Origin of the sequence: Nonomuraea sp. NPDC023979 (assembly GCF_040639085.1) — a bacterium.
Taxonomy (GTDB): domain Bacteria; phylum Actinomycetota; class Actinomycetes; order Streptosporangiales; family Streptosporangiaceae; genus Nonomuraea; species Nonomuraea ceibae.
In genome coordinates, this window is record NZ_JBEZZG010000007.1 from 136,374 (window position 1) to 159,381 (window position 23,008).

Below are 23,008 nucleotides of genomic sequence, written 5' to 3' on the forward strand. Positions count from 1 at the left end.
GGAAGGCTCCTTGTCGGGGTGTTCGTGATGCCGTCATCTTTTCATCTGTTCCGGGCGCTCGGGTGCCGGTCCCCTCAGATGCTCGCGTGCCGTTCGGCGAGCGCGATGAGGGTGCGGGCGAAGGCGCCGGTGCCGCCCTTGGGGGTGTAGCCGTGCGCCTCGCCCTTGTTGAAGGCCGGGCCGGCCATGTCGATGTGCGCCCAGCGGACGCCGTCGGGCACGAACTCCTTGAGGAAGATGCCCGCGGCCAGCATGCTGCCCCAGCGCTCGGGCTGCAGGTTGGCGATGTCGGCGACGGGGGAGTCGAGGCCCTTGCGCAGCTCCTCGGGCAGCGGCATGCCCCAGGCGCCCTCGCCGGCGGCGGTCGCGGCCTCGACGACGAGCTCGCGCACGGCGTCGTCGTTGGCCATGACGCCGGCGGTGCGCCAGCCGAGGGCGACGATCTGCGCGCCGGTCAGCGTGGCGACGTCGACGATCAGGTCGGGGTTGTCCTCGGCGGCGCGGGCGATGCCGTCCATGAGGACGAGGCGGCCCTCGGCGTCGGTGTCGAGCACCTCGACGGTCTTGCCGCTGTAGCTGTGGATGACGTCGGAGGGGCGCTGGGCGGTGCCGCTCGGCAGGTTCTCCGCCAGGCAGAGGTAGCCGATGGCGTTGACCGGCAGGCCCAGGCGGGCGATGCCGACGAGCGCCCCGAAAACGGCGCCCGCGCCTCCCATGTCGGACTTCATCCAGTCCATGGACGCCGACGGCTTCAGCGACAGGCCGCCGGAGTCGAACGTGATGCCCTTGCCCACGTACGCCAGCGTCTTGGTGGCCTCGGGGTGGGTGTAGGAGAGCCGGACGAGCCGCGGCGGGTTGACCGAGCCCTGGCCGACGCCGACGAGGCCGCCGTAGCCGCCGTCGCGCAGCTGCTTGTCGTCGAGCACCTCGACGCTCAGCCCGTGCTCGGCGCCGGTGCGCTCGGCGATCTCGGCGAACTTGGCCGGCCACAGGTCGGACGGCGGCGTGTTGACCAGGTCGCGCACCAGCGTGACGGCGTCGGCCAGGATCGCGGCGCGCTCGCCGGCGGCGGCGTCCTCGCCCGACAGGACGGTCAGCTCGTTCACCGGCTCCTTCTGGCCCTCGCCGGTGCGGTAGCGCGAGAAGCCGTAGGCGCCCAGCAGACCGCCCAGCGCGACGGCCTCGGCCTCGGCGGCGGAGCCGGCGGGGAGGGCGAGCGCGGCGCGGGCGGTGCCGGCCAGAGAGCGCACGGCGGCGCCGGCGGCGCGGCGCAGCCCTTCGGCGTCAGGGGACTCGCCGAGCCCGACGGCCACCAGCACCGGAGCGGTGACGGAGCCGAACGTGGGCAGTTTGGCCAGCTCGCCCGGCTTGCCGGAGAAGCCCACGGAGGTCAGCGAGGAGGCGAGCTTGCCACCGAAGGCCGCGTCGAGGGATTCGGCGCCTGTGGCGGGGCTGGGACCGCCGGGGCCGGACAGGAACCCGACGATGAGCGCGTCGGTGTCGAACGAGACGGGATCTGCTGAGTTCAGCCGCACAGTGGTCACGTAAACCGATGCTATCCAGGGTTTCCAGGCCCCACAAACAGGGGTTCATCCCATGAATCATGACCAGCGACATGGTGCTATTGTCATTAGCACCATGTTGCTGACGCTCGACCTCAACGACGCCCGTCCCCTGCACGAGCAGGTCGCGGGCGCGATCCGCCGCGCCATCGGCGAGGGCTCCTACGCGCCGGGCGACCGGCTGCCGCCGGCCCGCGACCTCGCCGACGCGCTCGGCATCAACCCCAACACCGTGCTGCGCGCCCTGCGTGAGCTGCGGGAGGAGGGGCTGCTGGAGTTCCGGCGGGGGCGCGGCGTCAGCGTCGCGCGCCACGCCGACGGACGCGCCCTGCTCCGCGAGCGGGCGCGCGACCTGCTGGACGAGGCCAAGAGGTACGGATACCGCCGGGAGGACGTCATCACGCTGCTGGAGGAGCTCGCATGAACATCCGGATCGCCGCCCTCACGGGGGCGGCCGTCACCGCCGTCCTGATCCTGCTGCCGCTGGCGGTGCGTGACCGGCTGCCCGAGCCGCTGGCCGTGCACTGGGGACCGGGCTCGGTGCCCGACGGCTCGGCGCCGCTCGCCGTGTTCGTCACCACGCTGCTCGGCACCTGGGCGCTGATGTGGCTGTTCGCCCTGGCGGCGGTGGCCCGCGGCGCCGCCCGGCCGGGCGCGGGCCCGGGGCGGGCGGCTGCCGGGCCGGGGCGGGTGCGGGCGCTGGGGGGGTGGGCGTTGCTCGCCGGTGGCGGGCTGCTCGCGCTGGGCGTGGCCGTCTCCACGGTGCTGGCCAACCTCGACGCGGCGAGCTGGACCGACGCGCGCCTGCCCGCCTGGGCACCCCTGGCCGTCGCCGTGGTGCCGCTCGCCGCGATGGCGGCCGCCGCCTGGCTCGGCCGGGGCGGCGCGGAGCGGGCGCCCGAGGGGGAGCCGCCGTCGCTGGAGCTGCGCCCCGGCCAGCGCGCGGTGTGGGTGAGCCGGGTGGGCAACCCGTGGCTGCTCGCCGCCACCTGCGCCGCCGCCGCGGCGCTCGCCGTGGCGGGGGTGCTGCATCTGACCGGCATCGCCTCCGGCGCACCGCTCGACGCGCTGGTGCCCGTGCTGACCGTGGTGCTGATCGCCGGCCTGTTCACCTCGTCGGCGCGCGTGCGGGTGACGGCGGACGGGGTGGCGATCGGGTTCGGCCCGCTGGGTTGGCCGGTGCGCCGCATCTCCCTCGCCAAGATCGACAGCGCCTGGCCGGAGCAGCGCTACCCGAGCCAGGTCGGCGGCTGGGGCGTGCGCGGGCTGCCCGGCGGCGCGACCATCATGCTGCGCGGCGGCGACTGCCTCGTCATCCGCTACCGGACCGGCGGCGAGCTGGCCGTCAGCGTCGACGACGCCGGCCGCGGCGCCGCTCTGATCAACGCGCTCGTCGCCGAAAGGAGCGTCGCGTGAAGCCGCTGCCCGTCTTCCTCGCCGTCGCGTTCGTCCTGTCCTGGGTGGTCGCGCTGCCCCTGTGGCTGGCCGGCGGGCTGGCCTCGCCGCTGGCCCGGCCGCTGGCGCTGCTGATGATGTTCACGCCCGCGATCGGCGTGCTGGCGGCCTGGCTGGTCAGCCGGACGCCGCCGCGCCAGTGGGCCCGCGAGACCGGGCTCACCCTGGGCGAGCGCAAGGGACGCACGGGCCTGCTCGTGCTGGCCGCCTGGCTGGGCGTGCCGCTGCTGGTGCTCGCCGCGGTCGCGATCAGCGCCGGTCTCGGGCTGATCACGCTGGACCTCGACGGGATGAGCCTGTTCCGCGAGCAGTTGCGGGCCACCGGCGTGCCGGTCCCCGAGAACCTGGCGCCCGTCGCCGTCACCCAGGTCGTGGTCGCCGCGCTGGCCGGGCCGCTGCTCAACGTGCTGCCCTCGCTGGGCGAGGAGTGGGGATGGCGCGGCTACCTGGCGCCGCTGCTGGCGGAGCGGCGCGGCGTGCTGCCCGGGCTGGCGCTGTCGGGCGTCGTCTGGGGGCTGTGGCACGCGCCGCTGACGCTGCTCGGCTACAACTACCCGATGCTCGGCTCGTGGGCCGCCGTCTACTTCGTCGGCTTCTGCGTGCTGGCCGGGGTGCTGCTCGGGTGGCTGCGGCTGCGCTCGGGCAGCGTGTGGCCCGCCGTCGTGGCGCACGGCTCGCTCAACGCGGTCGGCCCCGCGGTCTTCCTGCTCGGCGACGTCGCGTCGCCGCCCGACCTGGTGCTCGCCGGGCCGTCCGGTCTCGTCGGCTGGGTCCTGCTCGCGGCCTGCGCGGCCGTGCTGCTGAAGAAGCTCCCGGTACGGGGCACGCCGGCGGTGTGATCAGCCGAGCGCGGCGCACACCACGAGCGTGACCGCCGTGGCCGTCTCGACCAGGGCGCCGAGCACGTCCCCGGTGACCCCGCCGAGCCGCCTCCGGGCGTGCCGCAGCAGCGCCAGCGCCGCTCCCAGCCCGGCCAGCGCCCCCGCCACGAGCACGACCGGCCCGGGGACACCCGTCTCACCGGCCCGCCCGGTCCCGAGGGCCGCGCAGCCTGCCAGGGCGGCCCCGGTGACGAGCCAGGCGGTGCGCGCGCGTACCGTGCCCGCGACCAGGACGCCGAGGCCGTCGGGGCGGGCGGCGGGGACGCCCGCCCGGCAGGCCCAGGTGAGCGCCAGCCGGCCGGTCACGCAGGCGGTCACCAGCGCGGGCGCGCCCGCCAGGAACAGCGCCGGACCGCCGCCCGCCGTCCCGGCCCCGGCGGCGGAGAGCGCGGCCGCCTGGATCAGCAGCGTGAACACCAGCGTCACCACGCCGAACGGCCCGATGTCCGACTTTTTCATGATGTCGAGTGCCTGAGACGCCGGCCTGCCGCTGCCGAGCCCGTCGGCCAGGTCCGCCAGCCCGTCCAGGTGCAGGCCGCGCGTCAGGACCGCCAGCAGGCAGAGAGCCAGGGCCGCGCCCATCAGCGGCGGGCCCGGCAGCAGCAGCGCGAGCGACGCCACGACGCCCAGCGCCAGCCCCACCAGCGGGGCCAGCGCCATCGCCCGCCCCGCCACCTCCCGGTCGACCCGCTCCACCCGCACGGGGAACACGCTCAGCGTCCCGACGGCGAACCGCAGCCCGTCCATCAGAGAAGCCCGCGCATCAGAACAGCTCGTCCAGCAGCCGGTAGTAGCGCAGCCTGTCGTCGTCCACCTCGGCCGCCCCGTACGCGCGCAGGAACTCCCCGGCGGCGGGCCCGTCGAGCTCGCGCAGCGCGAGCGCCAGGTCCACGTGCCGGTCGGCCACCCCGAGCGCGCCCACGTCGATCAGGACCGCTTCGCCCGACGGCGAGGCCAGCACGTTGGCCGGGGTGTAGTCGCCGTGCGTGACCACCAGGTCCTCGCGCGCGGGCCGTTCGGCCACCAGCCGGTCGTAGACCTGCGCGGGGGTGAGCCCGGCGGTGTCGTCGTCGAAGTCGCCGTCGTTGACCAGCCCGTCGCGCACCCGCCCGGCCGCCCGCGCCAGCTTGACGTCGAGCCGCTCGTCGAACGGGCACTCCGCGACCGGCACGTCGTGCAGCGCGCGCAGCGCCGCGCCCATGACGGCCCCGGCGCCCGCGGACGGCCTGCGCTCCAGGCTGAGCCATCCGGCGTCGGCCAGCACGAGCGCGTCGCCCTCGAAGGCCACCACGTCCGGCACGCTCATCCACCGCTTGAGCCACAGCAGCCGCTCGTGCTCGGCCCGCGCCCCCGGGCCCTGCTTGACGTAGACGGCGCCGGTGGGGCCGGTGACGCGCAGCGTCTCGCCGCTGAGGCCCTCGTGGTCGTCGGACCAGATCGCGTCCTCGCCGAAGAGATCGAACATCCGCCCAGGGAGCTGCATAACCGACGATCCTATGGGGCCGACTAGGGTGGCCGGATGCACGTGCTTGAACTCGAAGGCGTAGGCGTCCGGGTCGTCGGCAAGACGTTGCTGGACGGGATCGACTGGCAGGTGGCCTACGGCGACCACTGGGTGATCCTGGGTCCCAACGGCGCCGGGAAGACGACGCTGCTCTCGCTGGCCGCGGCCGTGCGGCATCCGACGACGGGCGCGGTGAACGTCCTGGGCCACCGGCTCGGCCGCGTCGACCTGCGGGAGCTGCGCCGCCACATCGGCCTGGTCGCGGCCAGCCAGCGGCTGATCGACGAGGACCTGATGGAGGAGGAGGGGGCGACCGCCCACACCGTGGTACTCACCGGCCACACCGGCACGAGCGCCCCGATCTGGGACAAGTACGGCGACGCGGAGCGGGAGCGGGCGCTGCGCCTGCTGGCCGACCTCGGCTGCAAGGACCTGGCCGAGCGGCCCTTCCGGGTGTGCTCCCAGGGCGAGCGGGCCCGGGTCAGGGTGGCCAGGGCGCTCATGGGGGACCCGGCGGTGCTGCTGCTGGACGAGCCGTTCGCCGGTCTCGACCTGCCGGCCCGCGAGGACCTGATCAGCGCCGTGGAGAACCTGGCCGGGACCCGGCCGGTGCTCACCACCGTCACCGTGACCCACCACCTGGAGGAGGTCCCGGCGACGACCACGCACGCGCTGCTCATGCGCGACGCCCGCGTGCTGGCTGCCGGGCCGGTCGACGACGTCCTCACCCCGGCCAACCTGTCCGACTGCTTCGGCCTGCCGCTGCACGTCGACCGCCTCGACGGCCGCTGGTACGCCCGTTCGGTCCGGCCCTGAGGCTCACAGCGGCAGCGGGCGCCCCGCCACGACCAGGGCGACGTCCTCCGACTCGGCGGCCAGGCGCTCGTTCAGCCGGCCCAGCGCGTCCCTGAAGGCGCGCACGCCGGCCGTCGCGGGCACCACGCCCATGCCCGTCTCGTCCGACACGGCCACGACCCGGCGCGGCGCGTGCCGCCAGGCGCGCACCAGCTCGTCGCAGCGCCGCTCCACCGGCGCGCGGTCGCCCTCCCAGGCCGCGTGCTCGTCGAACACCGCCGCCAGCCAGGTGCCGAGCCCGTCGATCAGCAGTGGCCCCGTGGCGGCCCCGATCGCGCCCGTCAGGTCCGTCGTCTCGGCCGTCGCCCAGTGCGCGGGCCTGCGCACCCGGTGGGCGCGCACCCGCGCCGCCCACTCGCCGTCGCCCTCCCCGCGGGGCCCGGTGGCGACATAGGTCACGTACGGCTCGGCGGCCAGGCGCAGCTCGGCCTCCGCCGACTTGCCCGAACGCGACCCGCCCAGCAGCAGCGTCCGCCGGGGCGCGGGGGCGGGCGGCGACGGCGGCACGCGCGTGTCCAGGACGGCGCCGTCGGGCACCGCGCGGGCGCCCCACAGGCGCAGCCGCCTGGCCAGCTCGTCCTCGGACCGGACGCGGTGGTCCAGGCCGACGGCGACGACATGGGTGCCCTCGTCCACCAGCCCGGCCCGGCGCATCTCCCCCAGCCGCTCAGGGCGCTCCAGGAGGTCGATCAGCACCGCGTCGTAGCGTCCGGGGCCGTCGGGGGGCGGCGGCGCCCCCGCGGGCGCGTACAGGAGGGCTGAGCCGTCCGGAGCGGTGAGCCCGAGGCCGCCCGCGTGCGCGCGGTAGCCGGGCGGCGCGTCCGTCCACGGGTACGCCGCCCTCCCGTCGACCACGAGCCCGAACGGCGCCCGGCCCGACGGGCGGGTCAGGCACGACGCGCAGGGGCAGCCCGGTTCGGGCCAGCCCGCGTCGCCGGCGGTCCCGGTGAGAAGCAGCTCCACCGGGCCGAGCGTACAAACCCCCGTGAGCCGGCCGTCACACGCCCCGCACGAGTGGCGCCGGTGGGACGGGGGAGGACAGGAGGACGGCCGTGCCGGGCGCGGCGGCGAGCCGGAGTAGGGTTCCAGTGCCGTCGAGAGGCTGCGCCGGCGAACCCGCGGAAAAAGGAGCGTATGGCATGACATGGCGGTGGCGTTATGAGAACGCGCAGGGCGGTGAGGTGACGGATCGCCCTTTGCCGCGAGAGGTTTTCCCGAGCCAGGCCGACGCGGAGTCCTGGCTCGGGGAGAACTGGCGTGAACTCCTCGAATCCGGCGTCGAGCAGGTAGCCCTGCTCGACGAGGACCGGGTCGAGTACACGGGTCTGTCATTGCGCCAGCAATAACCGCCGGAATGGAGAAACCCCTTGAGCGCGTACGCCGCTCAAGGGGTTTTCGTTACGCGCGTGACTAGGGGCGCTTGGGCGGGCTGGCGGTCTTGGCCGGGTCGCGCTCCATGATGGGCGCCACCACGTCGTCGATCCGCTTCATCACCTCGGCGTCGAGCTTGACGCCCGCGGCCTTGACGTTGTCGCGCACCTGCTCGGGGCGGGAGGCGCCGACGATGGCGCTGGCCACGTTCGGGTTCTGCAGGACCCAGGCGACCGCGAGCTGCGCCATCGTCAGGCCCAGGTCGGCGGCGATCGGCTTGAGCTCCTGCACGCGGGCCAGCACGTCGTCGTTCATGAACCGGGCGATCATGCCACTGCCGCCGGCCGTGTCCGTGGCGCGCGAGCCCTCGGGCGGGGCCTGGCCCGGCAGGTACTTGCCGGTGAGCACGCCCTGCGCGATCGGCGACCAGACGATCTGGCTGACGCCCTCACGCTCGCTCAGCGGCACGATCTCCGACTCGATGACCCGCCACAGCATCGAGTACTGCGGCTGGTTGGACACGATCCGGTCGAAGCCCATCTCGTCGGCGATCCTGAGCGCGTCGGCGATCTGGCCGGCGGTCCACTCGCTGACGCCCACGTACAGGACCTTGCCCTGGCGCACCAGGTCGTCGAAGGTCTTGAGCGTCTCCTCCAGCGGCGTCTCGTAGTCGTAGCGGTGCGCCTGGTAGAGGTCGACGTAGTCGGTCTGCAGGCGGCGCAGCGAGCCGTTGATCGACTCGGTGATGTGCTTGCGCGACAGGCCGCGGTCGTTCGGGCCCTCGCCCGTCGGCCAGTAGACCTTGGTGAAGATCTCCAGGGACTCCCTGCGGACGCCCTTGAGCGCCCTGCCGAGCACCTCCTCCGCCTTCGTCCCCGCGTAGACGTCGGCGGTGTCGAACGTGGTGATCCCCTCGTCGAGAGCCGCCTGCACGCACTGCTTGGCGGCGTCCTCCTCGACCTGGGAGCCGTGGGTGAGCCAGTTGCCGTAGCTGATCTCGCTGACCAGGAGACCGCTGCGGCCGAGGTGACGGAATTCCATACATCCGACCTTAGGGGTTGTCCCGGCATCACGGTCACCAGGGGCGCGGAGGGGAGATCATCCGTCGGTGCGGGGCGATAGGGTCGGCCGGTGCCCAATCTCCTCCGGGCGGCGCTCACCGCCGCCGTCCTGGCGGCGATCGCCGTGCGGCTGCGCCGTCGCGCCCGCCTGCCACGCACCGAGCCGCCCGCCCCCGACGCCCTCCCCGCGCCGCGCCCGCGACGGCGGCGGCCGGGCCTGGGGCGGACGGGCGCGCTCGTGGCGGGCGCCGTGGCGGCCACGGTGGCCGTCGTGGCCGCGCTGGCGCTCCTCGGGACGGGCCTGTGGCCGGGGCAGCCCGCGCGCGAGGCGTCCTCGCCCGGCGGCTCTCCCGTACGCGACGCCGCGCCGGAGCGGGCCGAGCCGCCGGCGGAGTTCCCCACGGAGCCGCATGCCCTGCCCTCGCGGCAGGGGAGCGCGGCGCCCCAGCCGTGCGATCCCGGTCACCCGGCGGTGACGGTGCGCCCGCTGGACCCGCAGGTGAAGCGGGCCGTCAACCGGCAGTGGCGGCGCATCGAGCGCTGGCTGAGGACACACGCGCCGAAGACCTACGCGGGGCTCGGCCGTCCCGGCAGGGCGCGCACGATCGCGGTCGCCGAGGCGCAGACGGGGCTGGAGTTCCCCGACGATTTGAGGGCCTCGCTGCTGCGCCACGACGGCGCGCGGGGCTTCGGGTTCGGCGGCGGGGTCAACCTGCGCGTCCGGGAGATCAGGGACGCCTGGCGGGCCAGGTGCGCGCGCGACGCCGAGGGCCGCCACCGCGGGCTGGTCCCGTTCGGGCTCAGACCGGGGCGCGGCGGCCACACGCTCGTCACCGCCGCCAGGCGGGACGGCGCGGCGGGGCGGGAGGCCGTGACAGGGCGCGAGGGCGCGACAGGGCGAGCGGGCGCGGCCGGTGACCGGCCGTCCTACTACGCGCTGATGCGCGAGGTCGCCGCCGCCCTGGAGACGGGTGCCCCGGTCGACGGCCGCCGCCCGGTCGTCAAGGGCGGCGTCCTGCGGTGGACCCGCGCCCGTTGAGCTACTTCTTGGGCGGCACCGGCTTGCCGCCCGGCAGCAGCTGGGGCGGCGGGAAGCGCAGCTTGCGGATCTGCAGCGCCCGCATCGCCGCGTAGAAGCCCACGCCCTTGAGGCTCTCGTTGGGCAGCTTGGCCGCGACCTCCTTCTTCACCTTCCACGCCACGTAGACGGAGGTGAAGACGACGCCGATCATCATGATCGGCCAGCCGAACACGATCACCGCGTTGAGCACCTGGACGCGGACGGCCGGCGGCCACGGCACCCAGGTCGCCAGCAGGATCAGTAGCGAGAAGGGCAGGAAGTACTGGCTCGGGAGGCGGCGGGAGTCGACCCAGTCGCGGGCGAACTTGCGCGCCGGCCCCTTGTCACGGGCCGGGAAGTAGCGCTCGTCACCGGCCAGCATGCCGCGCCGGGCCCGGTCGCGCTCGGCGGCCTGCTTGGCGCGCATCTGCCGATAGGCCTCCTTGCGGTCCTTCGGCGCGCTGACCAGCTGGCGCCGCCTGCCTTCGGCATCTCGGCGCTTGGGTGTGGGACGACCCTTACCTTGGGGCTTAGGATCGTCAACGGGGACGGGGGTGTCGTCCACGGAGGTTTGGGAACGGCGTCGCAACACGACGTCAACCCTACCTGGAGTGCAACTTAGTGACGCCCTCGTGCGTTATGCGTAGGGTAATCCCAAGGCGGCTGCGCTGCAGTGGGTGAACGACAGCACGACCTAAGAAGGGGACGGCCGACGCGCATGAGCGTGATGAAGAGACTTTCGATGATCTTCAAGTCCAAGGCCAACAAGGCCCTGGACAAGATGGAGGATCCACGCGAGACCCTCGACTACTCCTACCAGCGGCAGCTGGAGCTGCTGCAGAAGGTGCGTCGTGGCGTGGCGGACGTCGCCACCTCTCGCAAGCGTGTGGAGCTCCAGATCAACGGTCTGGAGCAGCAGGGCAAGAGGCTTGAGGAGCAGGGCCGCAAGGCGCTGTCGGTGGGGCGCGAGGACCTCGCCCGTGAGGCGCTGTCGCGCCGCTCCGGCCTGCAGTCGCAGATCGCGGATCTGCGCGTGCAGCATGACAACCTGCAGGCCGAGGAGGAGAAGCTCACCACGGCCTCCCAGCGGCTGCAGGCCAAGGTCGACTCCTTCCGCACCAAGAAGGAGACCATCAAGGCGACCTACACCGCGGCCGAGGCGCAGACCCGCATCAACGAGGCGTTCTCCGGCATCTCCGAGGAGATGGGCGACGTCGGCCTGGCGATCCAGCGTGCCGAGGACAAGACGGCCCAGATGCAGGCCCGCGCCGGCGCCATCGACGAGCTGCTCGCCTCGGGCGCGCTCGACGACTTCAGCGGCACCCGCGGTGACGACATCCAGGCCGAGCTCGACCGCATGGGCGGCGGCATGGACGTCGAGCTGGAGCTGGCCCGGATGAAGGCCGAGCTCGGCCAGGGCCCGGCCCCGCAGGGCGCCATCGAGCAGGGGCAGCAGCAGCAGCCTCAGCAGCAGCAGCCCAACCAGCAGACGCAGCAGCTGCGCCAGCCAGGGGAGGGCGCATGATCGTCAGGATCATGGGCGAGGGCCAGGTGGAGATCTCGGCCGACGACATCGCCGTGCTCAACGAGCTCGACACCGAGCTCGAGGCGGCCATCGACGCCGACGACCAGAAGGCCTTCCGGGTCAAGCTGCACGCCCTGCTCGACAAGGTGCGCCACGTGGGCAAGGCGCTTCCCGACGACAGCCTTGAGCCGTCAGAGCTGATCCTTCCCCCCGCGGACGCCTCGATCGAGGAAGTCCGGGAGATGCTGGGCGACCAGGGCCTCATCCCGGGCTGAGCCCGTGCGCACCCGGTTCGCGGCCGACCGCGGCCTGACCCGCCGCATGGTCGTGACGATGTTCCTGCTCGGCCTGCTCTACGTGGTGTTCGTCGGCGTCCTCGTCGCCTTGGGCGTGCGGGCGCTGACCGTGCTGGTGATCGCGGGGGTCCTGCTGCTCGCGCAGTACTTCCTGTCCGACCGCATCGCCCTTTACGCGATGCACGGGCGGGAGGTCTCGCCCCAGGAGGCCCCCGAGCTCCACGGCCTGATCGACCGGCTGTGCGCGCTGGCCGACATGCCCAAGCCGCGCGTCGCCGTCGCCCAGTCGGACGTGCCCAACGCCTTCGCCACCGGCCGCAACCAGAAGAAGGCGGTCGTGTGCGTGACGACCGGCATCCTGCGCCGCCTGGAGCCGCGCGAGCTGGAGGGCGTGCTGGCCCACGAGCTGTCCCACGTCGCGCACCGCGATGTGGCGGTGATGACGATCGCCTCGTTCCTCGGCATCGTCGCCGGGCTCATGACGCGCGTCGCCCTCTACACGGGCCTCGGCGGCCGCCGCCAGAACGGCCAGGGCGGCCTTCCCATCGGCCTGATCGTCATGCTGGTCTCGGTTCTCGTGTACGCGATCAGCTTCGTCCTCACCCGTGCCCTGTCGCGCTACCGTGAGCTGTCGGCCGACCGGGCCGGCGCCCTGCTCACGCAGCAGCCGTCGGCGCTGGCCAGCGCGCTGACCAAGGTGTCCGGCGAGATGGCCAGGATCCCGACCCGCGACCTGCGCGAGGCCGAGCCGTTCAACGCCTTCTACTTCGCCCCGGCGCTCGCCAAGGGGGAGACGCTGGCCAACCTGTTCTCCACGCATCCGCCGCTGGAGCGGCGGCTGGAGCAGCTCGCGCGGATCTCCGCGCAGCTCGGGAGGGGCTGACGACGATGGGCTGGCTCGATGCGATCCTGGGCCGTTCCAAGCCGGCCAAGCCCGACCTGGACGCGCTGTTCGCGCTGCCGTCGGCGGCCGTGACGCTGCAGGCGGCCACGGGGCTGGCGCCCACCGGGCGCGGCTCGGTGGCCTTCCGCGCGGCTGAGGGCGGCGCGTTCGCCCGGCTCGAACAGGACGTCAAGGCGCTGCTCGGCGGCCGGGTCGAGGAGTCCGACGACGGCTACGGCTACACCTGGCTGCTGGTGCGGCGCGCGCCCGACCTGCTCGGCGACCTGGTCACCGAGCTGCACGCGGTCAACTCGTCGCTGGAGTCGGCCGGGTTCGGCCCGTCGCTGCTGTGCTCGCTGGTGTCGTTCGCCGGCCCCGACGGCAGGAGGCTGGCCGTCGTCTACCTCTACAAGCGCGGCACCTTCTACCCGTTCGCCCCGCTGGACGGCGACCGCCGCGACAACGCGCTCGAGCTGCAGGTCAGAGGCGCGCTGGCGGGGGAGCTGCCGCTGGAGGAGGACCTCGGCCGCTGGTTCCCGGTCTGGGGCGCTCCGGGCCTTTGAGTGCGCTCGGTGATGTAATCATCACGTGGAGCGAAGATTGTACGTGCTCGCGGCTTCCGCGTTCATCGTGACCGCCGTGCTGTACTCCGCGTGGATCACCGGCCAGTTCACCACGCCGGCGGTCGACCGCGCGCACGGCTACGTGAGCGAGCTGGCGGCCCGCGACCAGCCGTGGACGCGCCTGTTCCGCACCAGCGACGCGCTGGCGGGGCTGGCCTGCCTGGCCGGGGTGGCGCTGATGCCGAGGGCCGGCCGTGAGTGGCCCGGCTGGCTGGCGCTGGCCGCGTTCGGCGCGCTGACGACCGCCGGGGGGCTGTTCCCGCTCGACTGCGCCGCGCTGAGCTCCCCGGCGTGCGGGCGCGGCCCGCTGACGCCGGCCCACCACGCGCACGTCGTGACCGGCCTGCTCGCGGCCGTCGCCGCGCCGGCCGCGATGGCGCTCCTGGCCGCCCGCTGGCGCACCTGGCCCGCCTGGGTCCTCACCGGCCTGACCGTCGCCTCCACGCTCGTCACCGCCGCCGCCCTGGCCGCCGGGCACCTGGCCGGGCTGGCGCAGCGCTTTCAGCTCCTCGTCGTGGCCGCCTGGCTGGTGTACGCGGCGCTGCGGCTGCTCGTCGCGGACGTGCCCGTCCCGGCGCCCGCCCTGCCGCACGTGGTCCGCCAGGGCCGGGGACCGGCCGTGCTGATCGCCGGGGGCCCCTCGGCGGCCTGGTGCCACTGGGACGGCGTCGCCAGGGAGCTGGCCCGCACCCGTACGGTGATCAGGTTCGACCGGCCGGGGCTGGGGCTCAGCCCCGCCTCCCCGGTGCCGCCCACGCTGCACGGCGAGGCGGCACGGCTGGCGGCGCTGGCCCCCGAGCACCCCGAACGGGTCACGGTCGTCGCGCACCGGGCCGCCGCCTGGCACGCCGAGGCGTTCGCCCGGCTGCACCCGCTGCGCGTGTCGGCGCTCGTCCTCGTCGACCCTGCGGCGGCGCCCCGGGGCCGGCGGGGCACGTCCTCGCCCGGCAGGGCGCTCGGCCGCTGGCTGCCCGCGCTGGGCGGCACCTGGGGCGCGGCGGCGCTGGCCCGCCTCACCGGCCCGGCGCTCCACCGGCTGCTCTGCGGGACCGCCGACGCCCACGGCCTCTACAGCCAGGGCCGGGTGCTCGCCGCCGCCGCGGGGGAGTGGCTGGCGCGCCGCGACATGGCCGCCGACCTGCGCCTCATCCGCGCCGAGCACGCCTTCCCCGACGTGCCGGTGACCGTGCTCGTCAGCGGGCGCGCCCGCGGCGCCAGGCTGGTGGAGGAGCTGAACGGCAGGCTCGTCCGGCTGCCCGTCACACGGCTGCGCGTGCACCTGAACGTGCTGCCCGCGATCGCCGACGCCGTCTGAAGGCTAGTGTGGTCGGCATGGCCCTCGGGAAAGGGGCAAGGGTGGACATCACCGTCGTCGGAGAGGGCACGGTCGCGGCCGTGCCGGACGTCATGCGGCTGCAGGCCGGGGTCGAGGTGCGCCGGCAGACGGCCGCCGAGTCCTTCGCCGGGGCCAGGGCCGCCGCGAGCAGGCTCGCCGAGGCGCTGCGGCAGGCCGGGATCGCCGAGCGCGACCTGCGCACCACCGAGCTGTCGCTCGGCCCGGAGTACGAGGCGTACCCGAAGGTGTCGGCCTACCGGGCGGCCCAGGGCGTCGAGGCCGTGATCCGCGACCTGTCCCGGGCCGACGAGGTCATCGACACCGTCGCCCGGGTGGGCGAGGAGGCCAGGCTGCACGGCGTGGTCTTCGAGGTCTCCGACCCGGCCGCCGTGCTCAGGGAGGCCAGGGCGGCGGCGTTCGCCGACGCCCGGGCCAAGGCCGCCCAGTACGCCGAGCTCGCCGGACGACCCCTGGGCGGGGTCGTCGCGGTGAGCGAGGAGGTGGAGCGGGGGCCGCAGCCGATGCGGCTGGCCGCGGCCGCCGAGCAGGGCTCGGTCAGCCCCGGGCAGCAGGGCCTGACCGTCACCGTGCGGGTGGTGCACGCCTTCGGCGACCAGGCGTCCTAGCCGGGGCTAGGCCAGGGCGAGCATCCGGTCCAGGGCGACGCGCGCCCAGTGGGCGGTGTCGGCGTCGACCGTGATCTGGTTGACGACCTCGCCCAGCGCCAGCGACTCCAGCGCCCACACCAGGTGGGGCAGGTCGATGCGGTTCATCGTCGAGCAGTAGCAGACGGTCCGGTCCAGGAACGAGACGTTCTTGTCCGGGAACATCTGGGCCAGCCGCTTGACCAGGTTGAGCTCGGTGCCCACGGCCCAGCTCGACCCGGCGGGGGCGGCGGCCAGCGTCTTGATGATGTGCTCGGTCGAGCCCACGTGGTCGGCCTTGAGCACCACCTCGTGCCGGCACTCGGGGTGCACCAGCACGTTCACGCCCGGGACGCGCTCGCGTACGTCGTCGACCGACTCGGCCGTGAAGCGGCCGTGCACCGAGCAGTGGCCCTTCCACAGGAGCATGCGCGCCCGCTCGAGCTGCTCGGGGGTGAGGCCGCCGTTGGGGCGGTGCGGGTTCCACACGGCGCAGTCGTCGAGCGACATGCCCATCTCCAGCACCGCCGTGTTGCGGCCCAGGTGCTGGTCGGGCAGGAACAGCACCTTGGAGCCCTGCTCGAAGGCCCAGTCCAGGGCCCGCCTGGCGTTGGACGAGGTGCACACCACGCCGCCGTTGCGACCGCAGAAGGCCTTGATGTCGGCGCTGGAGTTCATGTACGTGACGGGCACGACCTGGTCGGCCAGGCCCGCGTCCTCCAGCGCCTCCCAGCACTCCTCGACCTGGTCGAAGGTGGCCATGTCGGCCATCGAGCAGCCCGCCGCGAGGTCCGGCAGCACCACCCGCTGGGAGCCGGTGGTCAGGATGTCGGCCGACTCGGCCATGAAGTGCACGCCGCAGAACACGATGTACTCGGCCTCGGGCCGGGCGGCGGCCTGCTGCGCCAGCTTGAAGGAGTCGCCGGTCACGTCGGCGAACTGGATGACCTCGTCGCGCTGGTAGTGGTGGCCGAGCACGAAGAGCCGGTCGCCGAGCGCCTGCTTGGCCTTGCGCGCCCGTTCCACCAGGTGCGGGTCGGAGGCGGGCGGCAGCTCGCCCGGACAGTCCACCCCCGTCTCGCTGTGCGGATCGGCGCCCCGGCCGAGGACGAAGAGTGGCAGCCCAGTCTGGGTGGCCATGGCCGTACCCCCTTATCGTCTAACTGACGACTAACTATGACACACGGTATGGGGGCATATATTCCGGGGTCCGGTGGGGGAGGGAATGTGTAGCACCCGGCAGGTGTTGGTAGCGTCATCAGTAGACGTCGGAACAGACAGCCGGGTTAGGGAGTCAGCAGATGACGGTTGAGAGCAGCGAGACCACGACGCAGGGCCTGATCCTGACCGACGCGGCCGCCGCCAAGGTCAAGAGCCTGCTCGAGCAGCAGGGCGAGGAGGGCCTGCAGCTGCGCGTGGCCGTGCAGCCGGGCGGCTGTTCCGGCCTGCGCTACCAGCTCTTCTTCGACGACCGTTCGATGGACGGCGACGTCGTGACGGACTTCGGTGGCGTCAGCGTCGTCACCGACCGGATGAGCGCCCCCTACCTGATGGGCGCCTCCATCGACTTCGTCGACACGATCGAGAAGCAGGGCTTCACCATCGACAACCCGAACGCCACGGGCTCCTGCGCCTGCGGCGACTCCTTCAACTAGTCGGGTGCGCCCGCAGGCCCCGTCCGCCCTGGTGCGTACGGGGCCTTCGCGTGCCCTTGGCCGGGCCCCAGGGGGCCGCACGGTTCGGTAGGGTGTCCGGGCGGTGGCCGCAACCGAGCCACCGGACGAACATCGGCACCACCTCGCCGCCGGGCCGGCGGAGAGCTGAAACGCCTGCGGATCCGGCGCACGACCCTGACGAGAGTCCTCTCAGGAGGGCGACCGGCGGTGAAGCAGGAACCTTCACGGGCGACCGTGAGGACCCCCCTCGCTCACGGAGGGGGAGGATGTCCATGGCCTGCTGACAACGAGGAAGAAGAATCCCGTGCGCATCGCCGTCACCGGCTCCATCGCCACAGACCACCTGATGACGTTCCCCGGCAGCTTCGGCGATCAGCTCATCGCCGAGCAACTCGACCGGGTGTCACTGTCGTTCCTGGTCGACGATCTGCAGATCCGGCGCGGAGGATGCGCCGCCAACATCGCCTTCGGCATGGCCTGTCTCGGCCTGAAGCCCTATCTCGTGGGCGCCGTCGGCAACGACTTCGCCGACTACCGGTCCTGGCTGGAGCGCCACGGCGTCGACTGCGACTCGGTGCACGTCTCCGAGACCCAGCACACCGCGCGATTCCTGTGCACCACCGACAAGCACCACAACCAGATCGCCTCCTTCTACACCGGGGCGATGGCCGAGGCGCGGCTCATCGAGCTGCAGCCGGTCGCCGACCGGGTGGGCGGGCTCGACCTGGTGCTCGTCGGCCCCAACGACCCCGACGGCATGCTGCGCCACACCGACGAGTGCCGCCACCGCGGTATCCCGTTCGCCGCCGACATCTCCCAGCAGCTCGCCCGCATGGAGGACGAGCAGATCCGCCAGCTCGTCGACGGGGCCGCCTACCTCTTCTCCAACGACTACGAGAAGGGCCTCATCGAGCAGAAGACCGGCTGGAGCGACGAGGAGATCCTCGACCGCGTCGGCGTCCGCGTCACCACGCTCGGGCCCAAGGGCGCCGTCATCGACCGCAAGGGCGAGCCGTCCATCGCCGTCGCCCCCGCCCCCGAGCGCGGAAAGGCCGACCCGACCGGCGTCGGCGACGCCTTCCGGGCCGGCTTCCTCGCGGGCCTGGCCTGGGACCTGTCCCTGGAGCGGTGCGGCCAGATCGGCAACCTGACCGCCACGCACGTGCTGGAGCGCGTCGGCGGCCAGGAGTACGAGCTGGGGCAGCGGGCGTTCATGGAGCGCTTCAGCTCCGCCTACGGCGCCGAGGCGGCCGCCGAGATCGCCCCGCACATCCGCTGCTACCACCCCTGATCCCGGGCCCGGGCAGGCCCCGCCCGGCGGCGGGGCCGCTCAGGACCGCGCGTAGACGCGGTGCACGAACTCGGCGAGCTGGTCGTCGGGCAGGTGCCTGGCCAGGTCGGCCTCGGTGATCATGCCGACGATGCGGTTGTCGTGCATCACCGGCAGCCGCTTGATCTGGTGCTCCTCCATGCGCGCCAGCGCCTCTTCCACGGTGGCGTCGGCGGCCACCCACACCAGCCCGGTCGCCAGGTCACCGGCCCGCACCTTGGCGGGGTCGTGGCCCGCCGCCACGCACTTGATGACGATGTCGCGGTCGGTGATGATGCCGCTCACGCGGTCGTCGGTGCACACCGGCAGCGCCCCGACCCCCATGTCACGCATCATCTGCGAGGCGCGGTCGAGCGTCTCGTGAGCCTGGATGCACTCCGCGCCCGGATTCATGAGGTCGCGAGCAGTCTGATCGGTCATGTCTCTTTCCCCCGGATATCGGTGCTTTCCGGGGGCCCTACCCAGTTCGGGCGTCAGTAGTTACGCCGTACGTGAATCGCCCAGCCCCCCTGCGGAAGCTCGTACGAGCCCACGTGGCGGTGCGACTTGAGCCGGCACCACGCGGGCACGTCGGTGAACGCGGCGGGGTCGTCGGCCAGCACGGCCACCACCGCGTTGAGCGGGATGTGGTTGATCTGCTCGGCGAGCATGATGATCGGGATCGGGCACTTCTTCCCGAGCGCGTCGATCGTCAATGCCGGCTGAGTGGCCTCGGTCATGAGACTCCTGCGTCGTGGCGGATCCGGCTCACCAGCTCGGGCAGCACGGCGAGGAACCTGTCGACCTCGGCCGCCGAAGCGCCCCTGGGCAGTGACACCCGGACATTCCCGTGCGTCAGCACGCCCATCGCTTCCAGGACGTGCGATGGACGAAGCGTACTAGCGGTGCACGAACTGCCGGACGACACGGCGAACCCGGCCTTGTCCAGCTCCGCCAGCAGCGCCTCGCCGTCGACGTACAGGCAGGAGAACGTGACGATGTGCGGCGCCCGCTCGACCGGGTCGCCGATCACCTCCACGTCCGGCACGACCTTGGGCACGGTCTCGCGGATCTTGTCGACCAGGGCCGACAGCCTGGAGCGCTCCCGCGACGCCTCGGCCGCCATCGCGCGCAGCGCCGCGGCGGCGGCCACGATGCCCGGCACGTTCTCGAACCCGGGCACCCGGCGGCGCTCGCGCTCGTCCTCCGGCACGAACGAGCGGAACCGGGTGCCCTTGCGCACGGCCAGCACGCCCACCCCGGGCGGCCCGCCCCACTTGTGGGCGCTGGCCGTCAGCACCGACCAGCCCGGCGGCACCGGCATCCGGCCCGCCGTCTGGGCCGCGTCGACCAGCAGCGGCACCCCGTTGCGCCGGCACGCCGCGGCGGCCTCGGCCACCGGCTGGAGCGTGCCGACCTCGTGGTTGGCCGTCTGCAGGCAGGCCAGCGCGGTGTCCGGCCTGGCCACGGCCTCGGTGAAGGCCGCCAGGTCGACCCGGCCCATCAGATCCACGCCCACCGTCTCGACCGTGCCGCCGTCGCGCTCGTGCAGCGCGGCGGCGTGCAGGACGCTGGAGTGTTCGACGGCACTGGTCACCAGATGTCGGCCGACTCGGCGTCTGCCCTGTATTGTGCCGAGCACGCCGAGATGCACGGCCTGCGTGCCGGACGAGGTGAACGACACCTCGTCGGGGCGCGCGCCCAGCGCCTCGGCCACCTCCGTGCGAGCCTGCTCCAGCAGCAGGTGGGCACGGCGGGCCTGGCCATAGAGTCTCGCGGGGTCGGCCCAGCCGACGTCGATCGCCGCCAGGAGCGCTTCGCGCGCCTGAGGGTGAAGCGGTTCGGTCGAGGCCGCGTCAAAGTACGCCACGAGACCTATCGTCCCATCCGCGGCGCGCCACCGAGGGGGCGCGCGGAAGGGCGAGGCCCTTGCACGCTAATGTGTCTGCAATCAGCTGTGCATCTGGAAATACGAGCGCTCAGGAGAAGACTCCTGGGCTTCATCTGTGGGGTAGGCGATCCGTGAGTCCGACCCGCCGTACGACGCGGCGTTCGTTGGCCCGGCGTAGAGTGCCGCGCGCCGCCGCTTTGGCGTTGCTTCTGGCCTCCGCTACGGCGTGTGCAAATGACGTTCCCGAGGCCGATTGGTCCCGTGGCCTTCTGCCGGAGTCAGTCACCACGCAGGGTGACGTCGTCACGAATCTGTGGAACGGGGCGTGGATCGCCGCGCTGGCCACGGGCGCCGTGGTCATCGCCCTGATCGTGTGGGCGTGCATCTTCCACACCAAGCGCAAGGCCAAGGCCGAGCTTCCGCCGCAGGTGCGTTACAACCTGCCGATCGAGATGCTCTACACCCTGGTCCCGCTCGTCATGGTGTCGGTGTTCTTCTTCTTCACCGCGCGCGACAGCGACACGCTGACCAAGGTGTCCGGCAACCCTGACGTCAAGGTCAAGGTCGAGGCGTTCCAGTGGAGCTGGCGCTTCACCACGACCGTCGAGGGGAAGACCGGCAAGCCGGTGGTCGGCATGCCGGTCAGCGACTACCAGCAGGGGCCGCAGCTCGTGCTGCCGGTGAACTCGACGGTCGAGTTCGACCTGTTCACCGATGACGTCATCCACTCGTTCTGGGTGCCGAACATGATTTTCAAGCGTGACATCATCCCCGGCATCCCGGACGACAACCCGGGACGCAAGTTCGAGATCAAGACGCTGGACAAGCCCGGCGTCTATGCCGGACGGTGCGCCGAGCTGTGCGGCGCCGACCACAGCCGCATGCTCTTCTCGGTGAAGCTCGTCAGCCAGGATGAGTTCAAGTCGTACACCGCGTCCAACCAGGCTGGGAGTGCCCAGTGACCGCCATCCATGAACCACTCGTGACGAGTGCCCCCCGGCCCGTGACGAAGGGTCAGGTGATCGCCAAGTGGCTGTCCTCCACCGATCACAAGATCATCGGACATCTCTACCTGATCACCTCGTTCGTGTTCTTCCTGATCGGCGGCATCATGGCGCTGGTCATGCGGGCCGAGCTGGCGCAGCCGGGGCTGCAGTTCACCAGTAACGAGCAGTTCAACCAGCTGTTCACCATGCACGGCACGATCATGCTGCTGATGTTCGCGACGCCGCTGTTCGCCGGCTTCGCCAACGAGCTGATGCCGCTGCAGATCGGCGCGCCCGACGTGGCGTTCCCGCGCCTCAACATGGTCAGCTACTGGCTCTACCTGTTCGGCAGCATCATCGCCGTCTCCGGGTTCTTCACCCCGGAGGGCGCGGCCGCGTTCGGCTGGTTCGCCTACACGCCGCTGTCCAACGCGATCAGCTCGCCGGGCATCGGCGGTGACCTGTGGATCATGGGTCTGGCGCTGAGCGGCCTGGGCACCATCCTCGGCTCGGTCAACTTCATCACCACGATCATCTGCATGCGGGCGCCCGGCCTGACCATGTTCCGCATGCCGATCTTCACCTGGAACGTGCTGCTGACCAGCATGCTCGTGCTGATGGCCTTCCCGGTGCTGGCCGCCGCGCTGCTCGCCCTGGAGGCCGACCGCAAGTTCGGCACCCACATCTTCTCGCCGGACAACGGCGGGCCGATGCTCTGGCAGCACCTGTTCTGGTTCTTCGGCCATCCAGAGGTCTACATCATCGCCTTGCCGTTCTTCGGCATCGTGACCGAGATCCTGCCGGTCTTCAGCCGTAAGCCGATCTTCGGCTACATCAGCCTGGTGGCCGCCACGATCTCCATCGCCGGCCTCTCCATCACGGTCTGGGCGCACCACATGTTCCCGACCGGGCAGGTGCTCCTCCCGTTCTTCTCGTTCATGACGTTCCTCATCGCGGTGCCGACGGGCGTGAAGTTCTTCAACTGGGTCGGCACGATGTGGCGAGGGCATCTCAGCTTCGAGTCACCCATGCTGTTCTCCATCGGCTTCCTGGTGACGTTCCTGCTGGGCGGTCTGACGGGCGTCATCCTGGCCTCGCCGCCGCTCGACTTCCACATCAGCGACACGTACTTCGTGGTGGCGCACTTCCACTACGTGGTGTTCGGCACCGTGGTGTTCGCGATGTTCGCCGGGTTCTTCTTCTGGTGGCCCAAGTTCACCGGCAAGATGCTCGACGACAAGCTCGGCAAGCTCCAGTTCTGGCTGCTGTTCATCGGCTTCCACGCCACGTTCCTCATCCAGCACTGGCTCGGCGTGCTCGGCTTCCCGCGCCGCTACGCCGACTACAGCCCGGCTGACGGCTTCACCGACCTGAACATGATCTCGTCGGTCGGCGCGTTCGTGCTGGGCGCCTCGACGCTGCCGTTCTTCTACAACGTCTGGAAGACCTGGCGCACCGCGCCCAAGGTCACCGTGGACGACCCGTGGGGCTACGGCGGCTCGCTCGAATGGGCGACCTCCTGCCCGCCGCCGCGGCACAACTTCACCTCGCTGCCGCCCATCCGGTCCGAGCGCCCCGCGTTCGACCTGAAGTACCCGCACACGTCCGCGAAGCCCGCCAAGGAGGTTGAGGACTGATGAAGGTCCAGGGTTGGCTGTTCCTCCTGTGCGGCCTGTTCTTCGCCGGCGTCGACGTCGCCTACTGGTTCTGGACCAAGGCGGCCACGGGGCAGGGTGAGCCGGTCGGCACCACCGCGATGGCGATCTCGGTCGGCTTCGCGTTCATGATCGGCTACTACCTGATGTTCACGGCCAAGCGCATCGGCGCCCAGCCGGAGGACAACAAGCAGGCCGACATCAGCGACGGGGCCGGCGAGATCGGCTTCTTCAGCCCCAGCAGCTGGTGGCCGCTGTTCGTCTGCCTGGCGGCGGCCTTCGCCTTCGCCGGGTTCGTCATCGGCCTGTGGATGTTCATCATCGGCGTGTTCCTGGTCATCATGGCGATGATCGGATTCGTCTTCCAGTACTACCGGGGCCACTTCTCGCACTGAGCGACCCCGCCGGGCGGGCGCCCCTCCTTTTCGGGAGGGA

27 protein-coding genes are annotated in these 23,008 nt (G+C 72.4%); 17 read left to right on the plus strand and 10 right to left on the minus strand.

The window, feature by feature from the left end; all coding sequences use genetic code 11:
- Window positions 1-74: 74 nt before the first annotated feature.
- A complete protein-coding gene (locus tag AB0G11_RS15830; protein ID WP_357586456.1) occupies window positions 75-1,544 on the minus strand; it encodes a leucyl aminopeptidase in 1,470 nt (489 codons plus the stop codon).
- Between the two features lie 94 nt (window positions 1,545-1,638).
- On the opposite strand from AB0G11_RS15830, the gene AB0G11_RS15835 reads away from it, so the two are divergent.
- Genes AB0G11_RS15835 through AB0G11_RS15845 form a run of 3 tightly spaced genes read left to right on the plus strand, consistent with a single transcriptional unit; the run spans window position 1,639 to window position 3,856 of the window.
- Window positions 1,639-1,986 (plus strand): GntR family transcriptional regulator, encoded by a 348-nt coding sequence (locus AB0G11_RS15835; protein WP_219516333.1) that lies wholly within the window; start codon window positions 1,639-1,641, stop codon window positions 1,984-1,986.
- On the plus strand, window positions 1,983-2,978 hold the full coding sequence (locus tag AB0G11_RS15840) for a hypothetical protein (RefSeq protein WP_357586458.1): 996 nt from the start codon (window positions 1,983-1,985) through the stop codon (window positions 2,976-2,978). Before AB0G11_RS15835 ends, AB0G11_RS15840 begins: the two co-directional genes overlap by 4 nt.
- Entirely contained in the window at window positions 2,975-3,856 is an 882-nt protein-coding gene (locus AB0G11_RS15845; protein ID WP_357586460.1) for a type II CAAX endopeptidase family protein, read from the plus strand. Before AB0G11_RS15840 ends, AB0G11_RS15845 begins: the two co-directional genes overlap by 4 nt.
- On the opposite strand, the gene AB0G11_RS15850 is transcribed toward AB0G11_RS15845, so the two are convergent.
- Window positions 3,857-4,645 (minus strand): adenosylcobinamide-GDP ribazoletransferase, encoded by a 789-nt coding sequence (locus AB0G11_RS15850; RefSeq protein ID WP_357586462.1) that lies wholly within the window; start codon window positions 4,643-4,645, stop codon window positions 3,857-3,859.
- A 16-nt stretch (window positions 4,646-4,661) separates the two neighbouring features.
- Window positions 4,662-5,363, minus strand: coding sequence for an aminoglycoside 3'-phosphotransferase (locus AB0G11_RS15855; RefSeq protein ID WP_357586464.1), 702 nt, complete (start codon window positions 5,361-5,363; stop codon window positions 4,662-4,664).
- Window positions 5,364-5,417: 54 nt separating this feature from the next.
- On the opposite strand from AB0G11_RS15855, the gene AB0G11_RS15860 reads away from it, so the two are divergent.
- Entirely contained in the window at window positions 5,418-6,218 is an 801-nt protein-coding gene (locus AB0G11_RS15860; protein WP_219516319.1) for an ATP-binding cassette domain-containing protein, read from the plus strand.
- A 3-nt stretch (window positions 6,219-6,221) separates the two neighbouring features.
- Here the strand turns inward: AB0G11_RS15860 and AB0G11_RS15865 are convergent, their stop codons facing one another.
- Complete coding sequence (locus tag AB0G11_RS15865; RefSeq protein WP_357586466.1) at window positions 6,222-7,220, minus strand: bifunctional adenosylcobinamide kinase/adenosylcobinamide-phosphate guanylyltransferase; 999 nt, start codon at window positions 7,218-7,220, stop codon at window positions 6,222-6,224.
- Between the two features lie 176 nt (window positions 7,221-7,396).
- Here AB0G11_RS15865 and AB0G11_RS15870 point away from each other — a divergent pair, with 176 nt between their 5' ends.
- Window positions 7,397-7,603, plus strand: a complete 207-nt coding sequence (locus tag AB0G11_RS15870; protein ID WP_357586467.1) for a hypothetical protein — start codon at window positions 7,397-7,399, stop codon at window positions 7,601-7,603.
- A gap of 64 nt (window positions 7,604-7,667) precedes the next feature.
- Here the strand turns inward: AB0G11_RS15870 and AB0G11_RS15875 are convergent, their stop codons facing one another.
- The gene (locus AB0G11_RS15875) at window positions 7,668-8,669 is read right to left on the minus strand and encodes an aldo/keto reductase family protein (protein WP_219519607.1); all 1,002 of its coding nucleotides are present in this window, start codon (window positions 8,667-8,669) and stop codon (window positions 7,668-7,670) included.
- A gap of 90 nt (window positions 8,670-8,759) precedes the next feature.
- Between AB0G11_RS15875 and AB0G11_RS15880 the strand changes: the two genes are divergently transcribed.
- On the plus strand, window positions 8,760-9,728 hold the full coding sequence (locus AB0G11_RS15880) for a hypothetical protein (RefSeq protein ID WP_357586469.1): 969 nt from the start codon (window positions 8,760-8,762) through the stop codon (window positions 9,726-9,728).
- Between the two features lies 1 nt (window position 9,729).
- On the opposite strand, the gene AB0G11_RS15885 is transcribed toward AB0G11_RS15880, so the two are convergent.
- Window positions 9,730-10,341: a DUF3043 domain-containing protein gene (locus tag AB0G11_RS15885; protein ID WP_308126266.1), complete on the minus strand. Its 612-nt coding sequence runs from the start codon at window positions 10,339-10,341 to the stop codon at window positions 9,730-9,732.
- Between the two features lie 126 nt (window positions 10,342-10,467).
- Between AB0G11_RS15885 and AB0G11_RS15890 the strand changes: the two genes are divergently transcribed.
- From AB0G11_RS15890 to AB0G11_RS15915, 6 genes are read left to right on the plus strand one after another with little or no spacing between them, the layout of a single operon-like run.
- The gene (locus tag AB0G11_RS15890) at window positions 10,468-11,274 is read left to right on the plus strand and encodes a PspA/IM30 family protein (RefSeq protein ID WP_219519612.1); all 807 of its coding nucleotides are present in this window, start codon (window positions 10,468-10,470) and stop codon (window positions 11,272-11,274) included.
- Entirely contained in the window at window positions 11,271-11,549 is a 279-nt protein-coding gene (locus AB0G11_RS15895) for a hypothetical protein (protein ID WP_219519616.1), read from the plus strand. The genes AB0G11_RS15890 and AB0G11_RS15895 overlap by 4 nt, the downstream gene beginning before the upstream one ends.
- Window positions 11,550-11,553: 4 nt before the next feature.
- Entirely contained in the window at window positions 11,554-12,453 is a 900-nt protein-coding gene (htpX, locus tag AB0G11_RS15900) for a zinc metalloprotease HtpX (RefSeq protein ID WP_219519617.1), read from the plus strand.
- Window positions 12,454-12,458: 5 nt separating this feature from the next.
- Window positions 12,459-13,016 carry a hypothetical protein gene (locus AB0G11_RS15905; protein ID WP_357586471.1) on the plus strand — a complete coding sequence of 186 codons (558 nt, stop codon included), beginning with the start codon at window positions 12,459-12,461 and terminating at the stop codon, window positions 13,014-13,016.
- A gap of 25 nt (window positions 13,017-13,041) precedes the next feature.
- Window positions 13,042-14,391 (plus strand): alpha/beta fold hydrolase, encoded by a 1,350-nt coding sequence (locus AB0G11_RS15910; protein WP_357586473.1) that lies wholly within the window; start codon window positions 13,042-13,044, stop codon window positions 14,389-14,391.
- Window positions 14,392-14,432: 41 nt separating this feature from the next.
- Window positions 14,433-15,038: an SIMPL domain-containing protein gene (locus AB0G11_RS15915; RefSeq protein WP_219519630.1), complete on the plus strand. Its 606-nt coding sequence runs from the start codon at window positions 14,433-14,435 to the stop codon at window positions 15,036-15,038.
- A gap of 6 nt (window positions 15,039-15,044) precedes the next feature.
- On the opposite strand, the gene nadA is transcribed toward AB0G11_RS15915, so the two are convergent.
- Complete coding sequence (gene nadA / locus AB0G11_RS15920) at window positions 15,045-16,196, minus strand: quinolinate synthase NadA (protein WP_219520059.1); 1,152 nt, start codon at window positions 16,194-16,196, stop codon at window positions 15,045-15,047.
- Between the two features lie 161 nt (window positions 16,197-16,357).
- Here nadA and erpA point away from each other — a divergent pair, with 161 nt between their 5' ends.
- Both erpA and AB0G11_RS15930 read left to right on the plus strand, forming a co-directional pair.
- Window positions 16,358-16,711 carry an iron-sulfur cluster insertion protein ErpA gene (gene erpA, locus AB0G11_RS15925; protein WP_049566397.1) on the plus strand — a complete coding sequence of 118 codons (354 nt, stop codon included), beginning with the start codon at window positions 16,358-16,360 and terminating at the stop codon, window positions 16,709-16,711.
- Between the two features lie 325 nt (window positions 16,712-17,036).
- Complete coding sequence (locus tag AB0G11_RS15930) at window positions 17,037-18,023, plus strand: PfkB family carbohydrate kinase (RefSeq protein ID WP_219511133.1); 987 nt, start codon at window positions 17,037-17,039, stop codon at window positions 18,021-18,023.
- A gap of 39 nt (window positions 18,024-18,062) precedes the next feature.
- Here AB0G11_RS15930 and AB0G11_RS15935 read toward each other — a convergent pair whose 3' ends face one another.
- Genes AB0G11_RS15935 through AB0G11_RS15945 form a run of 3 tightly spaced genes read right to left on the minus strand, consistent with a single transcriptional unit; the run spans window position 18,063 to window position 19,911 of the window.
- Window positions 18,063-18,482, minus strand: coding sequence for a CBS domain-containing protein (locus tag AB0G11_RS15935; RefSeq protein ID WP_219511134.1), 420 nt, complete (start codon window positions 18,480-18,482; stop codon window positions 18,063-18,065).
- Window positions 18,483-18,535: 53 nt separating this feature from the next.
- Window positions 18,536-18,781: a sulfurtransferase TusA family protein gene (locus AB0G11_RS15940; RefSeq protein WP_049566388.1), complete on the minus strand. Its 246-nt coding sequence runs from the start codon at window positions 18,779-18,781 to the stop codon at window positions 18,536-18,538.
- A complete protein-coding gene (locus AB0G11_RS15945) occupies window positions 18,778-19,911 on the minus strand; it encodes a cysteine desulfurase family protein (protein WP_219511136.1) in 1,134 nt (377 codons plus the stop codon). Before AB0G11_RS15945 ends, AB0G11_RS15940 begins: the two co-directional genes overlap by 4 nt.
- A gap of 374 nt (window positions 19,912-20,285) precedes the next feature.
- Between AB0G11_RS15945 and AB0G11_RS15950 the strand changes: the two genes are divergently transcribed.
- The 3 genes from AB0G11_RS15950 to AB0G11_RS15960 are packed head-to-tail and all read left to right on the plus strand — an operon-like array spanning window position 20,286 to window position 22,968.
- Window positions 20,286-20,894, plus strand: coding sequence for a cytochrome c oxidase subunit II (locus AB0G11_RS15950; protein WP_357586475.1), 609 nt, complete (start codon window positions 20,286-20,288; stop codon window positions 20,892-20,894).
- Entirely contained in the window at window positions 20,891-22,555 is a 1,665-nt protein-coding gene (gene ctaD, locus AB0G11_RS15955) for a cytochrome c oxidase subunit I (RefSeq protein ID WP_357586477.1), read from the plus strand. The genes AB0G11_RS15950 and ctaD overlap by 4 nt, the downstream gene beginning before the upstream one ends.
- The gene (locus AB0G11_RS15960) at window positions 22,555-22,968 is read left to right on the plus strand and encodes a cytochrome c oxidase subunit 4 (protein WP_219511142.1); all 414 of its coding nucleotides are present in this window, start codon (window positions 22,555-22,557) and stop codon (window positions 22,966-22,968) included. Before ctaD ends, AB0G11_RS15960 begins: the two co-directional genes overlap by 1 nt.
- The last annotated feature ends 40 nt before the right edge of the window (window positions 22,969-23,008 follow it).